At 40.8% G+C, this 19,428-nt stretch carries 8 protein-coding genes and 1 pseudogene; all 9 read left to right on the top strand.

Annotation, left to right across the window (positions count from 1 at the left end):
- Positions 1–24: 24 nt before the first annotated feature.
- The 9 genes and pseudogenes from H9X84_RS10120 (at position 25) to H9X84_RS10165 (ending at position 19,249) form a co-directional block, all read left to right on the top strand.
- Positions 25–3,306, top strand: a complete 3,282-nt coding sequence (locus H9X84_RS10120; RefSeq protein WP_205134189.1) for a UvrD-helicase domain-containing protein — start codon at positions 25–27, stop codon at positions 3,304–3,306.
- Between the two features lie 2 nt (positions 3,307–3,308).
- Complete coding sequence (locus H9X84_RS10125; RefSeq protein ID WP_205134188.1) at positions 3,309–6,200, top strand: hypothetical protein; 2,892 nt, start codon at positions 3,309–3,311, stop codon at positions 6,198–6,200.
- Positions 6,201–6,253: 53 nt separating this feature from the next.
- The gene (locus H9X84_RS10130) at positions 6,254–9,478 is read left to right on the top strand and encodes an SNF2-related protein (RefSeq protein ID WP_205134187.1); all 3,225 of its coding nucleotides are present in this window, start codon (positions 6,254–6,256) and stop codon (positions 9,476–9,478) included.
- The gene (locus H9X84_RS10135) at positions 9,471–11,969 is read left to right on the top strand and encodes a helicase-related protein (protein WP_205134186.1); all 2,499 of its coding nucleotides are present in this window, start codon (positions 9,471–9,473) and stop codon (positions 11,967–11,969) included. Before H9X84_RS10130 ends, H9X84_RS10135 begins: the two co-directional genes overlap by 8 nt.
- 9 nt (positions 11,970–11,978) lie before the next feature.
- On the top strand, positions 11,979–12,779 hold the full coding sequence (locus tag H9X84_RS10140; RefSeq protein ID WP_205134185.1) for a hypothetical protein: 801 nt from the start codon (positions 11,979–11,981) through the stop codon (positions 12,777–12,779).
- Complete coding sequence (locus H9X84_RS10145) at positions 12,776–15,892, top strand: hypothetical protein (RefSeq protein WP_205134184.1); 3,117 nt, start codon at positions 12,776–12,778, stop codon at positions 15,890–15,892. The genes H9X84_RS10140 and H9X84_RS10145 overlap by 4 nt, the downstream gene beginning before the upstream one ends.
- Positions 15,879–16,553 (top strand): hypothetical protein, encoded by a 675-nt coding sequence (locus H9X84_RS10150; RefSeq protein ID WP_205134183.1) that lies wholly within the window; start codon positions 15,879–15,881, stop codon positions 16,551–16,553. The genes H9X84_RS10145 and H9X84_RS10150 overlap by 14 nt, the downstream gene beginning before the upstream one ends.
- 10 nt (positions 16,554–16,563) lie before the next feature.
- Positions 16,564–18,431: pseudogene (locus H9X84_RS10155) on the top strand (DUF262 domain-containing protein).
- 11 nt (positions 18,432–18,442) lie between these two features.
- Positions 18,443–19,249: a restriction endonuclease gene (locus H9X84_RS10165; RefSeq protein ID WP_205134181.1), complete on the top strand. Its 807-nt coding sequence runs from the start codon at positions 18,443–18,445 to the stop codon at positions 19,247–19,249.
- Positions 19,250–19,428: the final 179 nt, after the last annotated feature.

Below are 19,428 nucleotides of genomic sequence, written 5' to 3' on the forward strand. Positions count from 1 at the left end.
AATTTATAGAACCGAGGTTGTGTTATGGCCAGATTAATTGGTGGTGCGAACGAAGGAAATTTTGGAGAAAAACTGTTCGTATCAAAAGCCTGTCAATATTTAGATAACAACCACATCATCTACTGGAACCGCCAGCTTTTTGGCCGTGAGTTTGATGTGTGTATTCTTATGCCCGGAAAAGGAATTCTGGTTGTAGAGCTTAAAGGCTGGCGCGAAGAAAACATTCTCCGTGTTGAAAACAATGAATATGTTGTAGTTCAAACGGAAAATGGTGAAATACATTCTTCTCCTCAAAAACAGGCAAGAGGTTATCGTTTTTCTCTCGAACGCCACTTAAGACAAAGCATTGACAAATTCCCTTTGGTTTGCCAGCTAGTATGTCTTCCTCAGGTATCAAAGAGTTTCTACCACGCAAACCGACTTGATGTTGTTATGGAAGAGCGATTTACCCTTCTTAAAGAAGATTTGGAAGACAACACCGCCTTTTTTGCAAAACTTGACCAGGCGTTGCGCGAAGTGGCTACATGGAAACGAGATCCATTCGACAAGAGAACAATGCTTGAAGTCAGAAATCTGTTTGAAACTGGAATCGACCTGTCCGAAGATAACGATAGTGAAAGTTCAATAACAAATATAGATTTTCATCAGCATGATTACTCCAGATTTATATATATGTCTCCGAATGAGTCGTTTACTCGCCAAGACTTAGATGATTTGGTGACTGAATATCTTGCGGGTTGTAAAATATACGGCGTTTTCTCTGATGGCTCTCAGCTGCACGCTTTGGCTGCAGCGGTTGATTCAGCACTCCTATCACGAGGAATAATTCGAAACGGGGAGAATCTCGAATACGCCTTCGAGAATTCGAGCGCAAGTATTCCTGTGCTCACCGATGCAGCAAAAGACTTCAAGGCCTTTCATATCACTTTGTGTATTACCAGCCAGGTCACAAACATTCCGACCATTAAGATTTCAAATGGCTGTGTTACAGAACAGCAAATTTCTGCACTAAAAACTCTTTCCGGTATTAGTTCATTTAACGTTGAGCAATACCTCGTCGAACATGCAGATGCCAATAAAAATATCGTAATACGCGCAGGTGCAGGTACAGGAAAAACCTACACTATGATTTCACGTATTGCGTTTGTTTGCTATACCCAGAATGTCACCCTTCAAAAAATGGCTGACAGAATCGTGATGATTACCTTCACAAATGAAGCTGCCGATCAAATGGAACGCAAATTAAAAAAGTATTTCCGTAATTGCTATTTACTCACCTCTAATTCTGAGTATCTCAGCATTATTTCTCGCGTTGATTCCATGCAAATCAGCACTATCCACTCTTATGCCAAACAATTGATTTCTCAGTTGGGTACATCCTTCGGATATGGAGTTGACCTTGGCATCACTTCGAGTGAATATAATCGTCGTCGTAAGATTTCAGATATCCTCGACTCAGAAATTCGCAAAAATGCCAGAAAATATGGTAGTGCACAATATGGTCAGATGCTCGGCATGCCAGTTTATGCCATCAGAGATAATATTTTGGACTTTATTGGGAAGCTACATAATAAGAGCGTAAATGTTGCTGAAATTTCTGCAGCAGATTTCGGGTCTCTGTCCTCTGATGATTCACATACTGCTCTTCATGAATTGCTCGCAGCAGTAATCCCTCAAGTCGAGCGGGAATATTTGAAAGAGCTTCAAGAAGATAACAAGGTCCATCTTAGTATGATGATGTCGATGTTGAGCCGTTTTATTAGTGCACCGGAAAGCGAAAAGCGTATTCGCGAACTGAAGCAAGATAAAAACGCACAACAGTTTATGTTTGTTGATGAGTTTCAGGACACGGATGATTCCCAGATTGAATCACTCTTAAAAATTGCCGAATATCTTGATTACAAGCTGTTTGTTGTCGGTGACATTAAGCAGTGCATTTACAGATTCCGTGGTGCTGAAGAAGAAGCCTTCAATCAACTTGGAATTGAAGAACATCCTGAAAAGTGGTTGGACTTCTCTCTTCAGCGGAACTATCGAACGGATTCAACCTTGTTGAACATTTTCGATCGTTCCTTCTCAAATTGGGGAGCTCGAGCAGATAGACTGCTTGCATATCAAGTATCGATGTCTCGCAGTGATAGGCTTATTGGAACCAAGGACTACAATTCTTACCTTGCTTCCAATACTAATAGATTTTATAGAAGGCTTTCTGTTCAGGATGAGGCGAAAAGAATCCCTGCTTTGGTTGAAGAAATCAAACGTATCCAGCGCTGGATTGCTTATGAAAAGCAAAATGGAGCAAAACTCTCTCCTGAAGAAAGAAGCATTGCTATTTTAGTCCGCGAAAATTGGCAAGCCGAAATGGTCAGAAAAGAATGTGCAAAGCTGGGCATTACCAACATTCAAACGAATACTGGTGGTGATTTGTATATGTCCCAGCCTGCGCTTGATATGATGACTCTTATAAATGCGCTTGTTAACTATGATCAAGCAGAATATTTATATAATCTCGCTGTTTCGAACTTTTTTAATTTGGATATACCGAAATCGAATCTGTTTGAAATTCGCATGAAAATTCGAACAGGCGGTTGGCGTGCAAAAGCAGATGAACATGAGCAGGTAAACTATCTTATCAAGTGTCTTAATCCTATGTTGTCCAATACAGAAGATCCAGAAAAAAGTTGGGAACTGGTTGTAGAGAGTTTACGAACCAAACCCGTATTGCAAGCAATTCGGTCAATTTACGCAAGGCTGGAGCCCTGGAAGAATTATGCCCCTGACGATACCACAAAACAGCACTATTACCAGCTCAATGTAGATCTACTGTTTGAGCAGTTGATCAATGCATGCAATGTGGATCGACTCACTATAAACACACTTCGAGAGCAGCTATATAACAGCATAATTGCACAGGTGTCTGTTGACAGCAGAATTCCTTCTGAAAGCAGTGACGCAGACTCAATTCACTGTATAACAGTACACAAATCTAAAGGCCTGGAATACGGTCATGTGATTATGCCGTTTTGTTCTGCTCCTATTGATCGAATCAAGTCTTCCCAGCTGCATGTTAGTGTTGCAAAAGAAAATGGGCAGTATCATATCGGCTACAGCCTGAGTATCGGTGAAACCGGCAGCACTATCCAAAACCTATATTTTGACAACGCCGTTGAGAAGGCAGAGAAGAGCCGAGAAGAGACCAGAATTCTCTATGTAGCCATGACTCGTGCAATCAGATCTTTTTCTTGGATTGAACTTGAGGGCAAGAATGCTCTTTCTTGGCAAAACCTCATCAACAAGGAGGATTAAAAATGTCATTCAAAATCTATACATATGAAGATCCATATCAATTAGATAAGACTGATTTTTGGGCCGAAGTATCTTCCTTGCCACATTTTTGTTCTGCAAGAACTCTTGTAAACGGCCTTAAAGATATTTATGGTGATGAAATCAAAGGACTTATTTGCGCTTTTGATGATTTTGTGCAGCATGAGGATATATACAAGTCCTGGACAGATAATATCAATCTTCGTGTTCAGCAATATAGCCGATTGACATCTATCTATAGCCGTCTTCTTGGAAAACAGATTGGAAATGTGACTATTGATAATCAGTTTCTTCTTGCTCTTATGCAAAATCAAAAGCATTTTCTTGAAGCCTTGAGACTGTTTATCGAGTTAGATATCCCTGCACAGTCGATTGATGGTTCCCAAGGAAATACCGAGCAGCAGCTATTTGTCGAGATTTTACGCAGTGTCCAGAATAACGGCATTTTTAAATTCCCTGAGACTCCTAATCTGTCGAAAATCAAAGGAGTTCTCATAGCTCTTGCAAAAAAAGAAATCGACGACTGTCGCGGTCCAGAACGTGAAAAGAAGCGTTGCGAGCGGGCAGCTGAATTGATTGGAAAGCAAGATTTTACAAGCATAGTTGTTCATGGAATTCATCAATTTACTCCAGTTCAATTACGACTGCTTTTGGATTTGGACAAGCAAGGAGTAAATATAATTTTCCTGTTTAATTACCAGAAAAAATATTCAAAGATTTACTCTTCTTGGAACGACATCTACAGTTGTTTTGGAGTCCCTATCCAACACGATACTGCCATCGCTGAATATCAGATGCCTACAATGCAAAACCCAAGCAATGCTCTTGCTTGTGCTCTCGGTGAAATTTGCGAAAATAGGGCCTCTGTCAACAGAGCACTTTTATCTCAATGGCGTCAACTATACAAGAGTATTCAGCTGAGGGAATTTGCAAACATTACGGAGTATGCACATTTTGTCTCTACTCATGTTGAAGACGCCAAACATCGTTGTTATGAAAAAGCGCCTGTTCAAATCAGAGGCAGTATGACGCTAAGCAATGCAAAAGTTCTGAATGCTATGACAGAACAAGTTTATACAGCCAACAAGGACGTTCACACACTGCTCCGAATTTATCATCCGGAGTTTTCTCAGGATCGTCATTTTTTGGCATATCCAATTGGTCAGTTCTTTTCGGCCATTTATAAGTTATGGGATTACGAGAGACAGGCTATATGCATTGATATCCCCGCACTAAAAGAATGCTTGTCTTCAAAGATTCTGAATGCTGCTCCGGGAGAAGTCCTGCTTAGAACGTTCTATTCCATTGAGATTCTTTTTGAAAATATCAGTACTTATGAAGAGTTCCGTTCTGAAATCGCCGACAAGTTCTTGAATAATTACAGGAAAATCAATTCGGCATCCAGCGGCAATACCGGACTCCGTACACTTTCTGTTTATAACAAATACAAGGTGCCCGAAAAAGATATCCTTGCATTGATTAAAGCAATAGAGGAAATCAACGAGATAGCCAGGTATCTATTTGATCAAAAATCCGATCGTAGAGACTACATTGATTTTGGCAGTCACTTCCAAAATTTAGAGGAATTTCTTAAGCAAAGAGAACTCTCACTGGCAACATCAAAAGAGCGAGAGTTAATCAATGCTTTGCAATTACGACTTAGCCAAATTAGACCTGACAAGTCGGAGTTTTCTGGAACATTTAGAGATCTGAGAGAAGGCCTGTATTATTATCTGAAACAAAAAGAAACCGAGGAACCTGCCGTAGACTGGATTGTAAAGAACTTCGAACAGATTGATGGTGACATTCTTCAAAGCAAACATCAATTTGAACAGGAACAGGCCAAAACTTACCACTTCGGATGTGTGTCCGACAGAGATATGAACATGTCGGTAAATGACCAGCTCCCTTGGCCACTAACAAATGAATTTATCCGTGTGGCCTACGCTCCAGTGGATCTTCAGTTTCAGGTGTATTACACCGCGTTGGGAGAAAGAAGTAATTTCCTTAGATATGCTTTGTTCTATGGTCTTTGCTTCAATAGGTGTGATGTAAGAATCAGTTACGTTAAACAATACGGCGAAGAAGAAACGGAACCGTATGCACTGTTATCAATTCTTGGTTTTAAAGAACCTACCGTGGAACCAATTGAATCTCCGTCCGCATCAATTCCGATGTCCATTAACATTGGGCAAGAAAAAACAAAAGGAATTAAGTACGATGCATTCCAGATGATGGATATGTATTTATGCCCATATAAGTTTTTCTTGGATTATGTCACAGAGAACTCGCCAGTAGTTCAGGGGAGCTTCTTGTACCAAAAGCAGTTCGAAAATCTTTTGATTGAAGCTGTGTGGAAAAGAATTGAAAAGCAGCCCTGCACAACTGCGGCGCAGCACTTAAATCAGTTTGTGAGAGATGAAGGCGAAAAACTGAAGGAATACTTCAAATTCTGGAAAGCTACAGAAATACACGATCTGGAACATAGAGCATATAACTATTTACTTCATGAAGTGATTAATAAAAGTCGAGGGACAATCGTTACTGCTTTTGATCACAACCACATGCAGATTCGAAAACAGTTCGGTTTAGCAAAGTATATTATCGATATTTCGGAAGTGGAAATTAAAAATCCTTATGCCAAATTCGATTCACTCGCAACAACTTCATGGCCTAAAAAGGAATATTCACTCCATAAGCTTCCGCCACAAAATCCGCAGCCTGCACAGCAACCACTTGCAGACGCTTTAAGATCGGAAGCTCGAGACTATGTCAATCAAACAATAAGCACAGATAAAACTGCCATTCCTTCTGATTGGTGCACTTATTGTGTCCATCGAGGAATGTGCATGGAGCCATTCCTCGTCGGTGAGTAAGAAGCAGACGCTTTCCACATTCCAGCGGGGAAACTTCAAAGGAGAGATCTTACATGATAAAAGGATGTTATTACCGATGCCCTATCGTAATCGAAGAAGGCGATGATGAATTCCCTCGTTTCTTCGTTCTTGCCCAGGTAATTGAATACAATGAGCTGGCTGATGCGATTAAAGTAAAAATGCATGATCTTCTCGGTAGCGGAGAATATTACAGCAACATCTTTGTTCACAATGTTTTTCGAGCTGATGCCGTTACCCGTTGTGAAGCAATTCCGGGCGGGGTGGTTGAATCTACCCACGGACGTGGAACTATTCTCGCTCGTGCAGCTGAACCGTACAGTGAGGATCAGCCTTATTGGTATTGGATAAAACTCCCTAATGGTAAAGTCATAAAAGAATGCGAAACCGCCTTAAAAATTGAGTATTCTCAGATGAATTACTCTCCAGTAAAACAGTTTCGCAATTATGAATTCCAAAATCCGACTTGGTTTTTAAACCATCTTAAAGTAAGTCGCAATCTGCATTTAGTAAATAATGCAACCTATGGATTTAGTGTTCTCGCTGGATGCCGAGCATTTTTAATGCCTCATCAGATCAGCACAGTTGCACGATGCTTTGAAACAATGCCAGTTCGATATATGCTGGCCGACGAAGTTGGTCTTGGAAAAACTGTTGAAGCCTGCTCCATTCTCAGCATATTGGCAAGTGAAAACAAAAAGCTTCGCACACTCCTGATTGTCCCTGGTGCATTAGCGACTCAATGGAAAAACGAACTGCATTACAAATTCGGCATGGAAGCGCAGATTAATTCTCCTATGTCCCAGATCTGCATTATCCCCATGGAAGAAGTATCGAATTCTCGCGTGGCATTAATGGCGCCATGGGATTTGGCAATTGTCGATGAAACACACCGACTGCTGTCTCAAGAAGAATGGTATCACCATGTGCAGTCTTTAAGTCGTAGAGTCAAGCATATTTTGCTTCTTTCTGCTACCCCTATACAGGATAGAAATGAAGAATATCGTCGTTTGCTTGCATTGCTTAACCCTGAACAATACGAAGAAATGACGCCAGAACGTTTCTCATGGATGGTGAAAAAGCAGCAGCGCATACAAAAGTCTGTTAATCAGCAGCTTGGACGTTTGGATCGATACAACGAGTACAAAGAGATAATCCTTGACAAGCTGACAGAGATAGCTGACACGTTGGAAGACAACGCGCTGAAGAAACTAGTCTCCTCTGTCGATCTAAATTCGGAAGACGAAGGACTGGATTTGATAAAACAAGCTCTGGCTTATATTTGCGAGAATTATCGAGTTGAGCGTAGAGTAATCCGCAATCGTCGTCAGTTGATTACTGAAAAAATGGCCAAGCGTACCTTATGTGAAATCCCGTACACGCCTCTTTCGGCCAATGAAAACTATAATGAGATTGCCGCCATTCAAAACACCTTGGCCTATTTGTCTGAAAATGGCGACGATGATGAGGAATATGTTGTTGAAACAGCAATCCCTCTGCTTTCTGCGCTCTTTAGTAGCCCCTGGGCGTTTGAAGAAATGCTTTCCACTCTAAAAATTAGGGACCGCATTCTCCATGACAGCGTGGCTGCTTGGAAACAACAAGCCGAGAATGAGCATTCTCTGGTTTCTGTAGCATTAGCAGAAGATCCTGATCTAATAAAAGGTCGTTTAATGCACGCTCTTAATTATATCGATCAAGAAACCCCTATTTTGGATGATTCGGGCTTCAAACTTGTTATTTTTACAGGTTTTAATGCTACGCTGAACGCCTTCATAAGCTTATTCAATGACTACTACAAAGATACTGAAATCTATGCGGTAGCCTTTGGAAAAGGTATGTCTCGCGAAGCGCTCGAAGATAGTGTCTACTCATTCCAAAACGACCCAGATTGCCGCGTTATTATATGTGATGAAACCGGTGGTGAAGGAAGAAACTTCCAAAACGCTTCTCAGATTTTACATTTGGATATGCCTTGGAGTGCCAATGCACTTGAGCAGAGAATCGGCCGCCTTGACCGTTTAGGAAGAGATCCGAAAATGGATGTCAAGTCGGTTGTTTTGTACTCTACAGAAACAGTTGAAGAGCAGCTTTTCAATATTTGGAAAAATGGAATGAAACTGTTCGAGCAGTCTCTTAGCGGACTTGAAATCATTACTGGTGAGCTTAACAGTCTTATTGTTGATGCGCTCCTCGATGACTACAACACTGGACTAACAAATGCCTTTGATGAAATCTTAGATCAGGCAGAAGAAATGCGCGAAAGCGTTGAAGACGAGCAAGATTTTGATCTTGGTGCAACATTATATCGCCCTATGGCTCAGGGAATTGAAAATGTTCTGAATCTATATGCATCTGAGGATACCAATATCTTCGCAACTGCAATGATGGGATGGGGTCATCAAGCCGGATTATCTGCACAACCTCCGACTAATACTGGACTAATTGAATTCAGAAGCGCTTCTTTTAGTGTAAATGCAGCTAAACAGTCTTTATTCATCCCTCCTGATTGGTCTGTATATACCAATTCATCCATGATGCGGAGAGAGCGAAAAATACTAGGAACATTTAACAGAAAAACTGCAGCCGTTCGCGAAGACGTTTTGTTTTTTGCTCCTGGCGACTCTGTATATGATTCTATTATCACTAATGCTGTCGGTTGTAGCAGAGGGAGATGTACAGCAATCGAAACTACAGGGGCTTTCAATTACGATGGTGCTGTTTTTATCTTCAATGTCGTGCCACCCCTTGATGAATTACTCGAGAATAAGATTGACTTGCAAACGCTATCACAGTATCGTATGTATCTCCCGCTGGAACAAATTATGATTTGCACTCCTCTTACCCAGAAAAGTAGAGAAATTCCAGACGAAACCGTTATTAAGAAGTTACTCGATATAAGATTAAGTGAAGCTCGCCATATTGGACATCGTAGTTCTTATAAAGGAATGATGTCCTCGTTGGAAACTTTCATTTCCAGAACACCTCCAAGTGCGTGGGAACCACTAGTTGATAGTATTGCTAAAACAGCATATAAGAAAGCAGAAAAAGTAATCGCAACAGATTCCAACCTTGCCGCAGCTCGTGCTGAGATGCAAAGAGTATTAAATGGGCATCGTGCAGAATGCCTGTATTTCGAGCGTGATACAGCAATTGTTGATCAGAAGAAAGAAATATTTCAGGCAACATTCCGGGCGTTGAAGAATGCTAAGCCTGAATTGGACGCTGTGTGCTTTTTACGGGTGAGAACAAATGGATAGTAAAGAAATCCTTCGACAGTACATGATGGGTGCAATTCAGTCTGGAAGTGCAATTGCTGAATTAAATAAGCTTATATCGACCTCATCAGCTCCGAATGCGTTGAAAGAATCAGCAAAAGCTCGATATGTAATTGGCTTTATCAAACGTTATCGCCAATATCTTTCTGGCAATGCGTCGTCTATGGACATTTGCTTAAACGTTAGGGATCTGTCTCTGATCCTTGGCAGAATCAAAGTAAACGACAGGCTTTACAAGATAATCAAAGAAACCGGAAATGAGATGGGCTTTCGAACAGAAAATGACAATCAGATTTCCTGTGATCTCAGAACGCCGTCTTGGTTATCCCCCTCCTCTTACATTCAAGATGTGTATGCCTTAAAACAAGATGAAAGCATTGAGCCTGAACGTACATCTGTTGGCGATAATTTATTGAAAAAGCACACCATTTTTAGCCAATACAAAAGTTTTGAACAAAAGTTAGCCGTGCACACTGCCTTAAATCTTCCAGATGGATATACCCTTTTGGTTTCACAACCTACAGGCGGCGGAAAAAGTCTTGTAACACAGATGCTTTCCAGTGCAAGTGATGGAATGACCTTGGTTATAGTGCCTACGGTGGCATTGGCTTTAGACCAATACCATGCTGCTCAAAACAACTTGAATGATTCCGCTGAAATCTATTGCTATCGTGGCGATCAAACTAGCGAAAACCGAGTTGCAATAATCAAAGCAATTAAAGAAAAAAAGACTAGAATTCTATTCACTTCCCCGGAGGCGATATTTAAGAATTCCGAATTATACAAATTGTTGGAATCATCCGCACAGAGTGGTTTCTTAAAAAATGTTGTAATAGATGAAGCGCACGTCGTTCCTGACTGGGGTGTGTTCTTCCGCCCTGACTTTCAAATTTTCTCCATTGCTTTGCGAAAATGGAGAAATGCTTCGAATTGCACACTTAAAACCATCCTACTTTCAGCCACTCTATCTGATGATGTCGTAGAAACATTATTCAAATTGTTTGGCTCGGAAGGAAAAAACAAACAGGTTCGCTGTGATGCACTTAGGCAAGAACCACGTTTCTATTTCCAATCAACAAAATCAAAAGCCGAACAGGATAAAAAAACAATTGAAGCAATCAAGCTTTTGCCAAAGCCTATGGTTGTTTATGTCTTAGAACCACGTGAGGCTGTTGACTTGCAGAAAAAGCTCAAGAATGAAGGCTTCTTGAACACCCCGGTATTCACTGGAGAAACGAAGGAAAAAGATCGCGATACAATCCTTTCCGGTTGGAAAAATCAGGAATACGATATTGTACTTGCCACTTCTGCTTTCGGAATCGGTGTAGACAAACCTGATGTAAGAACTATCATCCATGCATGCTGTCCTGAAAACCTTAGTCGTTTCTATCAGGAGGTAGGTCGTGGTGGTCGCGATAGACTCCCATCCATAAGTCTGTTTATGCCATATCAGAACAGATATGACGGCGAAGGAGATGTCAGACGCGCCTTAGGCCTGGTTAATAAAAGAGTTCTTACTGTTGAACGTGCAGTAATTAGATGGAATAGTATGCTTCATAGTCCTTCAGCAATGATTGATGCTGACGAGTGCGTACTGGACACCTCTACTCCACCTACATCTATGACCGATGAAGAAGCCGAATATGCTGGAAACCGAAATGTGGCCTGGAATATCAACCTTTTACTGTTTCTTTATAGAACTGGTTTCATTGATCTTTTAGACGCAAATTACATTCAAGAAAAAAAGGCATACTCTGTCAAAGTGAAATTGCTTCGCATAGATGACCTCTCAGATGCTGAAAGACTTGCTATTTGCCTCAAAGAGCCGAGAGAAATCGAGTATCAAATGCAGATGGCAGGTTATCGAATTATCAGCGAGTTAGTGGCATCACCGAATTCGAGATGTTGGGGTAGAATTTTTAAACACTTATATCCGTTATCAAGAGAAGTGTGTAATGGATGCCCCGCTGATCCTGAAGGCAGAATCACCACAGATGACGTTTTCAAACTTCGGACAAATCCAGATATTCAGCTGATTCCCACCAAAGCCAGCCGGAAGTTATCACGAAATATAGGATCTTTCAATGAAATGATTGTCCGCAGAGAAAATTCAGGTCCTTGTGTTGAAGCTGAAGTGATTGCCTTGGCTGAAAAGTCCAACGCAAATGAAATTGGCGTATTTGTAGCTCCCCAGGAATTACTTCCTAATGTAAGCAGTGACGCTATGGTTATGAATTATGAAGAATTCTATTTTGCTTCCAGTCACTGCCCATATCTTTTTGCGAATGGCATGGTATGTGTTTTAGATGGCGACAATTTTTCGAAATCTACGTTATTCAAGAACGCAAAAAAGCTACAAGCGCTTGGCTATAAATGTGTCTTGTATTCTAATGAAAATGCTCTTGTAATGAGCAACGGAAAAGCGCTGAGGGAATGCGTGGATGGTTACACAATTCCACTGAGCAAATTCTAAGGAGGTCCTATGTTTAAAACAAATCCGGATGGCATGCGTATGGAACCAACGCCTGAGCGTGTTTTGTCTGTTTGCAGATTAATTGCTCAAAAAAGTATGACCCATGAAGAGCTTCGACGAGCTATGACATTGGGACAAAATGGAGACAAAGAAGTCGATCAGATCAATAAGTCTATAGCTGTTGCTTTAGAAGAATTGAATATTGTAAAAACAAAGGATAACCAGTTGGAGCTGGCTGTTGATTCGCAGGTCATCGCTTCACCAGTAAACTTTCGACGGTATATTGGCAACACGGTTCTACTTAAAAAAGATACTACATTCCACCTCTTCACCAAGTGGATTATTTCCAAAAACGAGGATATTTTCCCGTTAAAGACATGGGAAACAATGGCAAAAATCTGTGGTTCCGAGGTTCCTGAGTTATCAAGCATGAGTGAAAACGCAGCTCTTGGCTGGCGTTTCTGGGCTTCATTTTTAGGATTTGGATACCTTAGTGGAACTATGATTATTCCTAATATGAAGATCCGTATAGAAGATGTATTGGCCACAACTTTTGCCGATAAATTCAACTATGACGAAGCTATTCGTGCAACAGATTTCATCACCTGGATATCCACCAAAATGCCGGAAGTAGACATGTCCGGAAAGCTACCGCTTGCGTTTTCAGCAGGCCTGCGAACTCTTCACGAGTTAGGCCTAATTAAACTTGAAACGTGGCGTGATTCAAATCGAATTTTCCTTTATTCTGTCGATGGTGATCCGATAAATGATTTCTCACATATTACAGTCAGGAAGGAGGTCGCAAAATGAGGTGGGAACAATATAAATCCGTAATGGAACGTTATGCCATAAAGACCGACGATATGGCAACTGAAGACGCCTACTTTATGGCAACTCATATGCCCTTCTCTCAGTTAGCTGTATATGAAGGTGGACGTACTCAAAGTGCGCCAAAAATGTTCAGTGAAGAAGAAGTATTCTCTCGCCTGATCTGTAATCCAGAAAATGACCATCGAATGATTATTGTTCGAGGTGACAACGGTACTGGTAAATCACACCTTATTCGTTTTCTAAAGGCTAAACTTGAAAATAGCCCTGCAACGGTATACAACCCGGCAACAGAACAGCTGATTTTTCTCCGTCGTTTAAACAACTCGGTTCGTGGTGTTTTCTCTCAGTTAATTGAACAGGATGTCATCAAAGATCCTGCCGTAAGTCAGAAAATAAAGAAATTTATCGATTCTTCTGACTCTAAAGATGAGGCAGCTTTCTTAACGGATATCTTATATTCTTATATTGCTGCGGTTAGCAATGATCAGACTGGGGACACCTATAAACCAGTAATATGCCGAGATATCGCCAGTTATCTGTCCGATAGCCGTGTAAAAGATCACTTACTCCGTGAAGGCGGAGCTATTTCAAGATGTTATACGGTCATTACGGCCCCTAGCAATCAGGTACTCAAAACCACCGAAGTGTTCACAGATGAGGATTTTGATGTTCGCAAAATTATAACCGCAGTAATTAAGCAAGGTGATCCGCAAGCTTCCGATTTTGCTTCAACGATCAAGGGCGAAAAAGATGAAATCCATAAGCTCGTAAACTACCTCAACCGCTTTACAAGTGAAGTCGTAAAACGTTGTGCTGATATCTCAAGCGAAAGCACAAAAGCTGTATTTGAACAGCTTAGAAAAGATTTGAAGAAACAAGGAAAAAATCTCACCTTGTTTATTGAGGACTTTACGGGATTTACTGGCATTGATTCTGAGTTAATTACCGTTTTATCGACCGAGCACGGTGGCGACTACGCAGATCTTTGCCGTGTAACCTCTATTATCGGAATTACAAACGACTATTATGACCAGTTCCGTGATAATTTCACAGACCGCGTAACTCATCAGATTAGCGTAACCGACGACTCCTTCGGCACTGCTGATTTCTTAACTCAGATGGCCGGACGTTATATAAATTCTATTTACTGTGATCCGGAAATACTGCGAGCTTGGAATACTCAAGGTGCAAATTTTGAAGACTTGCCAATTAATACATTTACTCCACCATGTGAATGGGATACCGTAAAAATTGGCAGTAAAGAAACAACCATTTACCCATTTAACAAAACCTCTATCGTTGCTCTTTACGAAAGTTTGCCGGTTAAAAGTCCCCGAATGTTCCTGAAGGAAGTATTACGTGCCCAGTTAAAGGAATACTTTGATGGAAAAATATACGGGGATGGATGGTACTTCCCTATGAATCCAGCAAATGTTCAGATGAGCAGAGACCCTCACAGTTCTGCTATTGATCGAATTGAATCTCTTTCTCTCGAAGATCGTAGCCGCTTGAAAGCAATATTTGCATTATGGGGTGATGGTTCTGCTTCTGGTATTAAAGAAAAGGATGGCACCATTCGTTTTGGCGGAATTAACAAGAAATTCTTTTCTGATATCGGATTGGATGCGTTCGAAGGAATCGGAGATCTGAAAATCGAAACATCCACTTCAGCTGGTGGGCAGTCAACCAAAGCAAAAGAACCACCTAAACCAGAACCGCCCAAGAGGGTAGATGAAGCAACCAAGAGCTATCAGAAATACAAGGACGATATTAATGGATGGTTCACCAAGAATGATCCATTAAAGTTTGATGCTGATTATAGGTCATGGCTTAGAGACCTGATTAAAGGTGCAGCTACTCAGGGTGGCGCTATTAACTGGCAAGATATTGGAATTCCGGCTTACATTGCGGAGGAACGTTTAGCAGATTTAGGCGTCTACTTCATTACCGATCAGAGTACGCCTCTAAATGAAGAAAAGGCTATTGTTCTGATGGATAGAAGTACATTGAGCCGTGATGCATTGCTCGCGCTTAATGAACTCAAATACGCAAAAGGTTGGGATTTCGAGGGAGCTGCATATTATCAGCAAAGACTTGTCACATGGCTTGAAAGCGAAAAAGACTCAATAATTGAGCGCGTTACAGCTTCTAAAGTTGATGGGCCTACGCTGCCGGTCATCGAATGGTGCATGACTCTTCAGTATCTCAAGGCGCGAATCTTCGGATGTAAGTTAGATAATACAGACAATTATTCTATGCTGCATTCACTTATGTCCGATTTTACCTTCAAAGATGATGAGAAAAACAAGCGTGAAACCAAAGAATGGAATGACTTGATTCAGTTCGTTCAGAATCGAAAGTCTGAGTTTGATAGTGCTCGCACATTGCTCTGTAGGTCAGTAGCAACAACGCAAGGCGCTGTTCACTATGCGGTTGATACCAAAAGTGCATCTTGCATCAGAACAGATGAGCTTCTAAGTATTCTCGAGAAGTTAAAGGATTGCAAATGGGATATCGAATCTGAGTTACCCGCAAATATCCCAGAAAAGCATCTTTTGTATAACCAGGCAGCTTTACTCAAAAAACTATATCCAAGTGTATCCAAGGTTGTCTTAGCCGAGCAAGAGAAATCAAAAGAAGTAACATCCAAAATTGAAGAATATGTAGGAAGCATCAATGAGGAGAATCTGCTGCAGACCTTAAATTCCATTCAGACTCTTTTCTCTGTATTTGCTGCGAATGGAATTATTGGAAGCAATGATATCCGTACAAAATATGAGGCTGCCCCCATTGATACTGCAAAAAGGATATTAAAATGCATTGAGGTCCTGGAAAAGGCTGATAAACAGGAATCAAATGCACGGAAACTAGCAGCATATTCCGGAAATGCACTCCATATTCTTGCTGATTACTTACGCGATTTCCAATCCATCGCCCGTATGGCAGAGAAGGAAGAAGCGACTGCAAAGAAAGAACTCGCTAAAATTGGCGGCATTGATGGGATTGATGAGCTTTCCGAAGCTGCTCTTGAAACAATGAAGAACCTATATGAATTCGTAGAAGCAATGGAGGTATCCAATGTTACTGAGTGAGACAATACAAAAAAGTACAACCGCCATTAAACTGCGGAGGAATGCAACCGATAATAAGTCAAAGGCTGAATCTTATTTCAAAGCTCTTACACAGCTTGACCAAACTGCCAAAAGTATTGAAGGAACGTTAAAATGCGCTATTGAAATGCAAACTCAAGGGATTGTGGCTGATCCAATACTAGTAGAAGATGTACGTGCCGATCTGCTTACTTGCATTGACTCGTGCGGTAATGGCGTATCTCCGGACTCTGAAGAACAGTTATCTTTGGCTACTGTAAAACTGCTCCAATCCAAAGGCGACGCAATTGCTTCATCAATCAAAGTTGTTTGGAAAGATGCCGCATCTAATTATGCTAAAGGCTCGACCGGTTACCTTTCCATGATTGGAAACCTGACGGATAATCCAAAGCAGGCCAAAGATCTGGTCGAAGGTATTAACAAGACCGTTGACAGCGATCCCTCAATAAAGTCCATCAGCAAATTGGTGGCAGATGTTGCTGAGGCAAAAAAGATAACTGACAGTTTTTCTGTTGGCCCTAAGATTGAAAGCTTCCTGAAAAAGGTATCGTCTCAGCAAGCTACAGTTGCTGATCTTACGTCGGATGTTACTGCATGGCTTAAAGAGAAAAAGCTTATGGGGAAACTGAAGGTAAGATTCTAAGAGGTGCACAATGATTACCCATACAAAAGAAGTTAAACCAACAATTAATCCAGCCAATGCGACCTTTCATGAATTGTTTGAAGAAAAGGAAAATGCCATTTATTATATCCCTAACTTTCAGCGTTCATACGCATGGGATATTGAGCCCCACGTTACACAATTTTTGACAGACTTAAGTGACTGCTATGAAATTGAGAAGCTTGAAGGTGACCCTTATCAGCACTTTCTTGGTCAAATCATTCTCCGCCATGCGGAAGAAAAACAGCAAGGGACTGAAATAAAATTTGAAGTAATTGATGGTCAACAGCGTTTAATAACCTTCATGATGGCATGTATCGTGATTTACAAACACGCACACGCTATAATGAAGCTTAACCGTTCATTACAAGGCCGTGTAGAAAAGATAATGGATTCAATTAACACCATTATCTTCTTCGAAAAATCACCCCGATTATTACTTTCTAGAAAAGATCACCGCTATTGGGAAGATATCATTGAGCACTATACAAGCTTCTCAGGCGTAGATATTAACCCATTGGATACGGTTTCTCATATAAAAATGAAGGGTGCTCTAGATGCCATTGATTCTTTTCTTTGTGAGAAATCGAGCGGGAAAGATGACAATCAAAAACTGAAGTATCTGGAAGATATCTTATATGCGTTAACTAATAGGATGCATCTTATCACCGTAACCAGCGATCCTACCGAGTATATGTTTGCACTATTTCAGACAGTCAATGACCGCGGTAGGCTTCTCACAAACGGAGAACTTCTCCGCGCAAAAACGCTTGAAGCACTAAAGGATGATGCAGAAAAACAACAAGCCGCCGAGCAATGCTGGGATGATATTTTATCAGACGATGAAAAGCAGACCAACAACATTCTTGAATGGTGTTATATTTCGGTTGTCGGAAAAGCTCCCGAGAAAAATCCTTCACTGTTTCATCAGTACTTAAGTAATTATTTTACAGAAGCCCAGAAACGGCATGTAAATGATGCAGAAATGGATGCTCTTCTTGACAAAATAAAGACCTTAAAAGAGGATGTTGCTGTTTGCAGAAAAATAAAATCAGGTGAGTGGCCATTCTCAGAAGATGAGCGTCCAGAATGGCAAAAAAGTCGGCTTAAAGAACTTGTATGTCGTTTGCGACATTCTAAGGCTATTCCTGTGCTTTTGAGCATGGCAGTACGCTGTAGAATAGCAACCGAGAAAGAGCGTCAAATGGCATATGATGACTTCTATAGAACAGTCGATTTAATTGACCGGTTTTATTTTGCCTATATTAAAATTTGTCAACTCGATGAAAATAATTTTGCAGATGCATATAATCAAGCTGCTGCAAAATTCAGGCAACAAGATGGCTTTAATTATTCTGCTTTTGCAAAAAAACTATGGGCAAAGGAAAAAGATGGTCACTGTATGGATATTCTTAGGGAGTATATGTCTAAGCAAATCTATGCAAACAAAAGAAATCATGTTACAGAAACGCACTTGTTGTATTTGCTAGAAATATTCTTTGTTGAAGATGTGGAAAATGATTTTTCAAATGATAGCTCTCTGGATGATGCGGTAAATATCAACCCGGAAAAGCTTTCCATTGAACACATCTATCCTAAAGGAGCAAAAAAAGACACGCTAGATGAAGATATGGAGCCCTACAAGCATCATTTAGGAAATCTAACGCTCCTCGGGAAAAAAGTAACACCGACTTAGACAGCAAGTCGTATCAAGATAAAAAACGAACATATAACAGTTCATCTTATAGAATTACGCGTGATTTAGTAAAGTATGACTGTTGGAGCAAAGAAAAATACACAGAAAGACAATGCTTTCTTGAATCCTTGGCTTACAAGATTTTTGATTTGTCGATTTTATAGGAGAACGGAATATGACTGTATTAGAGGCTATTAAACAACTTTTACAAGAGACTCCTAGCGGATTAACCTGTCGAGAATTGACAGACCAGATTCTTGCACGGAAGATGTATTCGTTCAACACACCTACGCCAAACAACATCGTGAATCACGAATTAAGAAAGCATTGCGAAGGATTGGATTTTCCCTCTGCTCATCCAGTAAAGTATTTTGCTATCGCTCAACCTTCTGGCAAAAGCAGCAAGGCTATCTACAGATTGATCACGAATAATTCAAGCACTCCAACGTCAGGCAATAAAGCAGAATGCACCGAGCAAGTTGATACTGCTTCTGCGGATCTTCTTCCAGTTGAGAAAATTGCAAAATTACACAAGCAACATCTCAGGGAAACCCAGAAGCAACTCATTGAGGCAATTCTGAACAATCCCCCTGCCTTTTTCGAAGAACTGGTTGTCCGCTTGCTCTTGAAGCTTGGTTACGGATATAGTCAAGACTCCGGTATGGTTGTAGGAAAGTCACATGACGGAGGAATTGATGGCATCATTAATGAAGACGCTCTAGGACTTGACAAAATATATGTCCAAGCTAAGCGCTATGCCTCTAGTCAAAGCATTGGTAGACCTGAACTTCAAGCCTTCGCTGGTGCAATGATGGCTGGGGGCGTGAAAAAAGGTGTCTTCATTACTACCTCGACATTTACAAAATCCGCTCGTGATTTTTCCATTCAGCAGACCGAGAAAAATATATCTTTAATCGACGGCGATACTCTTACTGCTTTAATGATTCAGAATGAGGTTGGCGTTCGTTCCGTACAATCCTAGATAAGGTACAATAAGTTTCGCAAATTGAAAAGCAAATAAAAAGAGACATGGTTTGCAGATCTCTGGTAGAATGAAGTTGCGACACCACCATTCGAAAGGAGAGAGCAAACCATGTCCGAGAAAATTGTACAACTAAACGAGGCTGCGATCAAGAGCGAACTCAAGGAACTTGTGCGAGG

The sequence above is a fragment of the Anaerotignum lactatifermentans genome, from assembly GCF_016902535.1.
In the GTDB taxonomy this organism is placed as follows: Bacteria; Bacillota; Clostridia; order Lachnospirales; family Anaerotignaceae; genus Anaerotignum; species Anaerotignum lactatifermentans_A.

Bases quoted from the DNA above. Each gene is read 5' to 3' on its own strand.
- H9X84_RS10120 (WP_205134189.1), top strand. From the start codon at position 25: ATGGCCAGATTAATTGGTGGTGCGAACGAAGGAAATTTTGGAGAAAAA.
- H9X84_RS10125 (WP_205134188.1), top strand. From the start codon at position 3,309: ATGTCATTCAAAATCTATACATATGAAGATCCATATCAATTAGATAAG.
- H9X84_RS10130 (WP_205134187.1), top strand. From the start codon at position 6,254: ATGATAAAAGGATGTTATTACCGATGCCCTATCGTAATCGAAGAAGGC.
- H9X84_RS10135 (WP_205134186.1), top strand. From the start codon at position 9,471: ATGGATAGTAAAGAAATCCTTCGACAGTACATGATGGGTGCAATTCAG.
- H9X84_RS10140 (WP_205134185.1), top strand. From the start codon at position 11,979: ATGTTTAAAACAAATCCGGATGGCATGCGTATGGAACCAACGCCTGAG.
- H9X84_RS10145 (WP_205134184.1), top strand. From the start codon at position 12,776: ATGAGGTGGGAACAATATAAATCCGTAATGGAACGTTATGCCATAAAG.
- H9X84_RS10150 (WP_205134183.1), top strand. From the start codon at position 15,879: ATGTTACTGAGTGAGACAATACAAAAAAGTACAACCGCCATTAAACTG.
- H9X84_RS10165 (WP_205134181.1), top strand. From the start codon at position 18,443: ATGACTGTATTAGAGGCTATTAAACAACTTTTACAAGAGACTCCTAGC.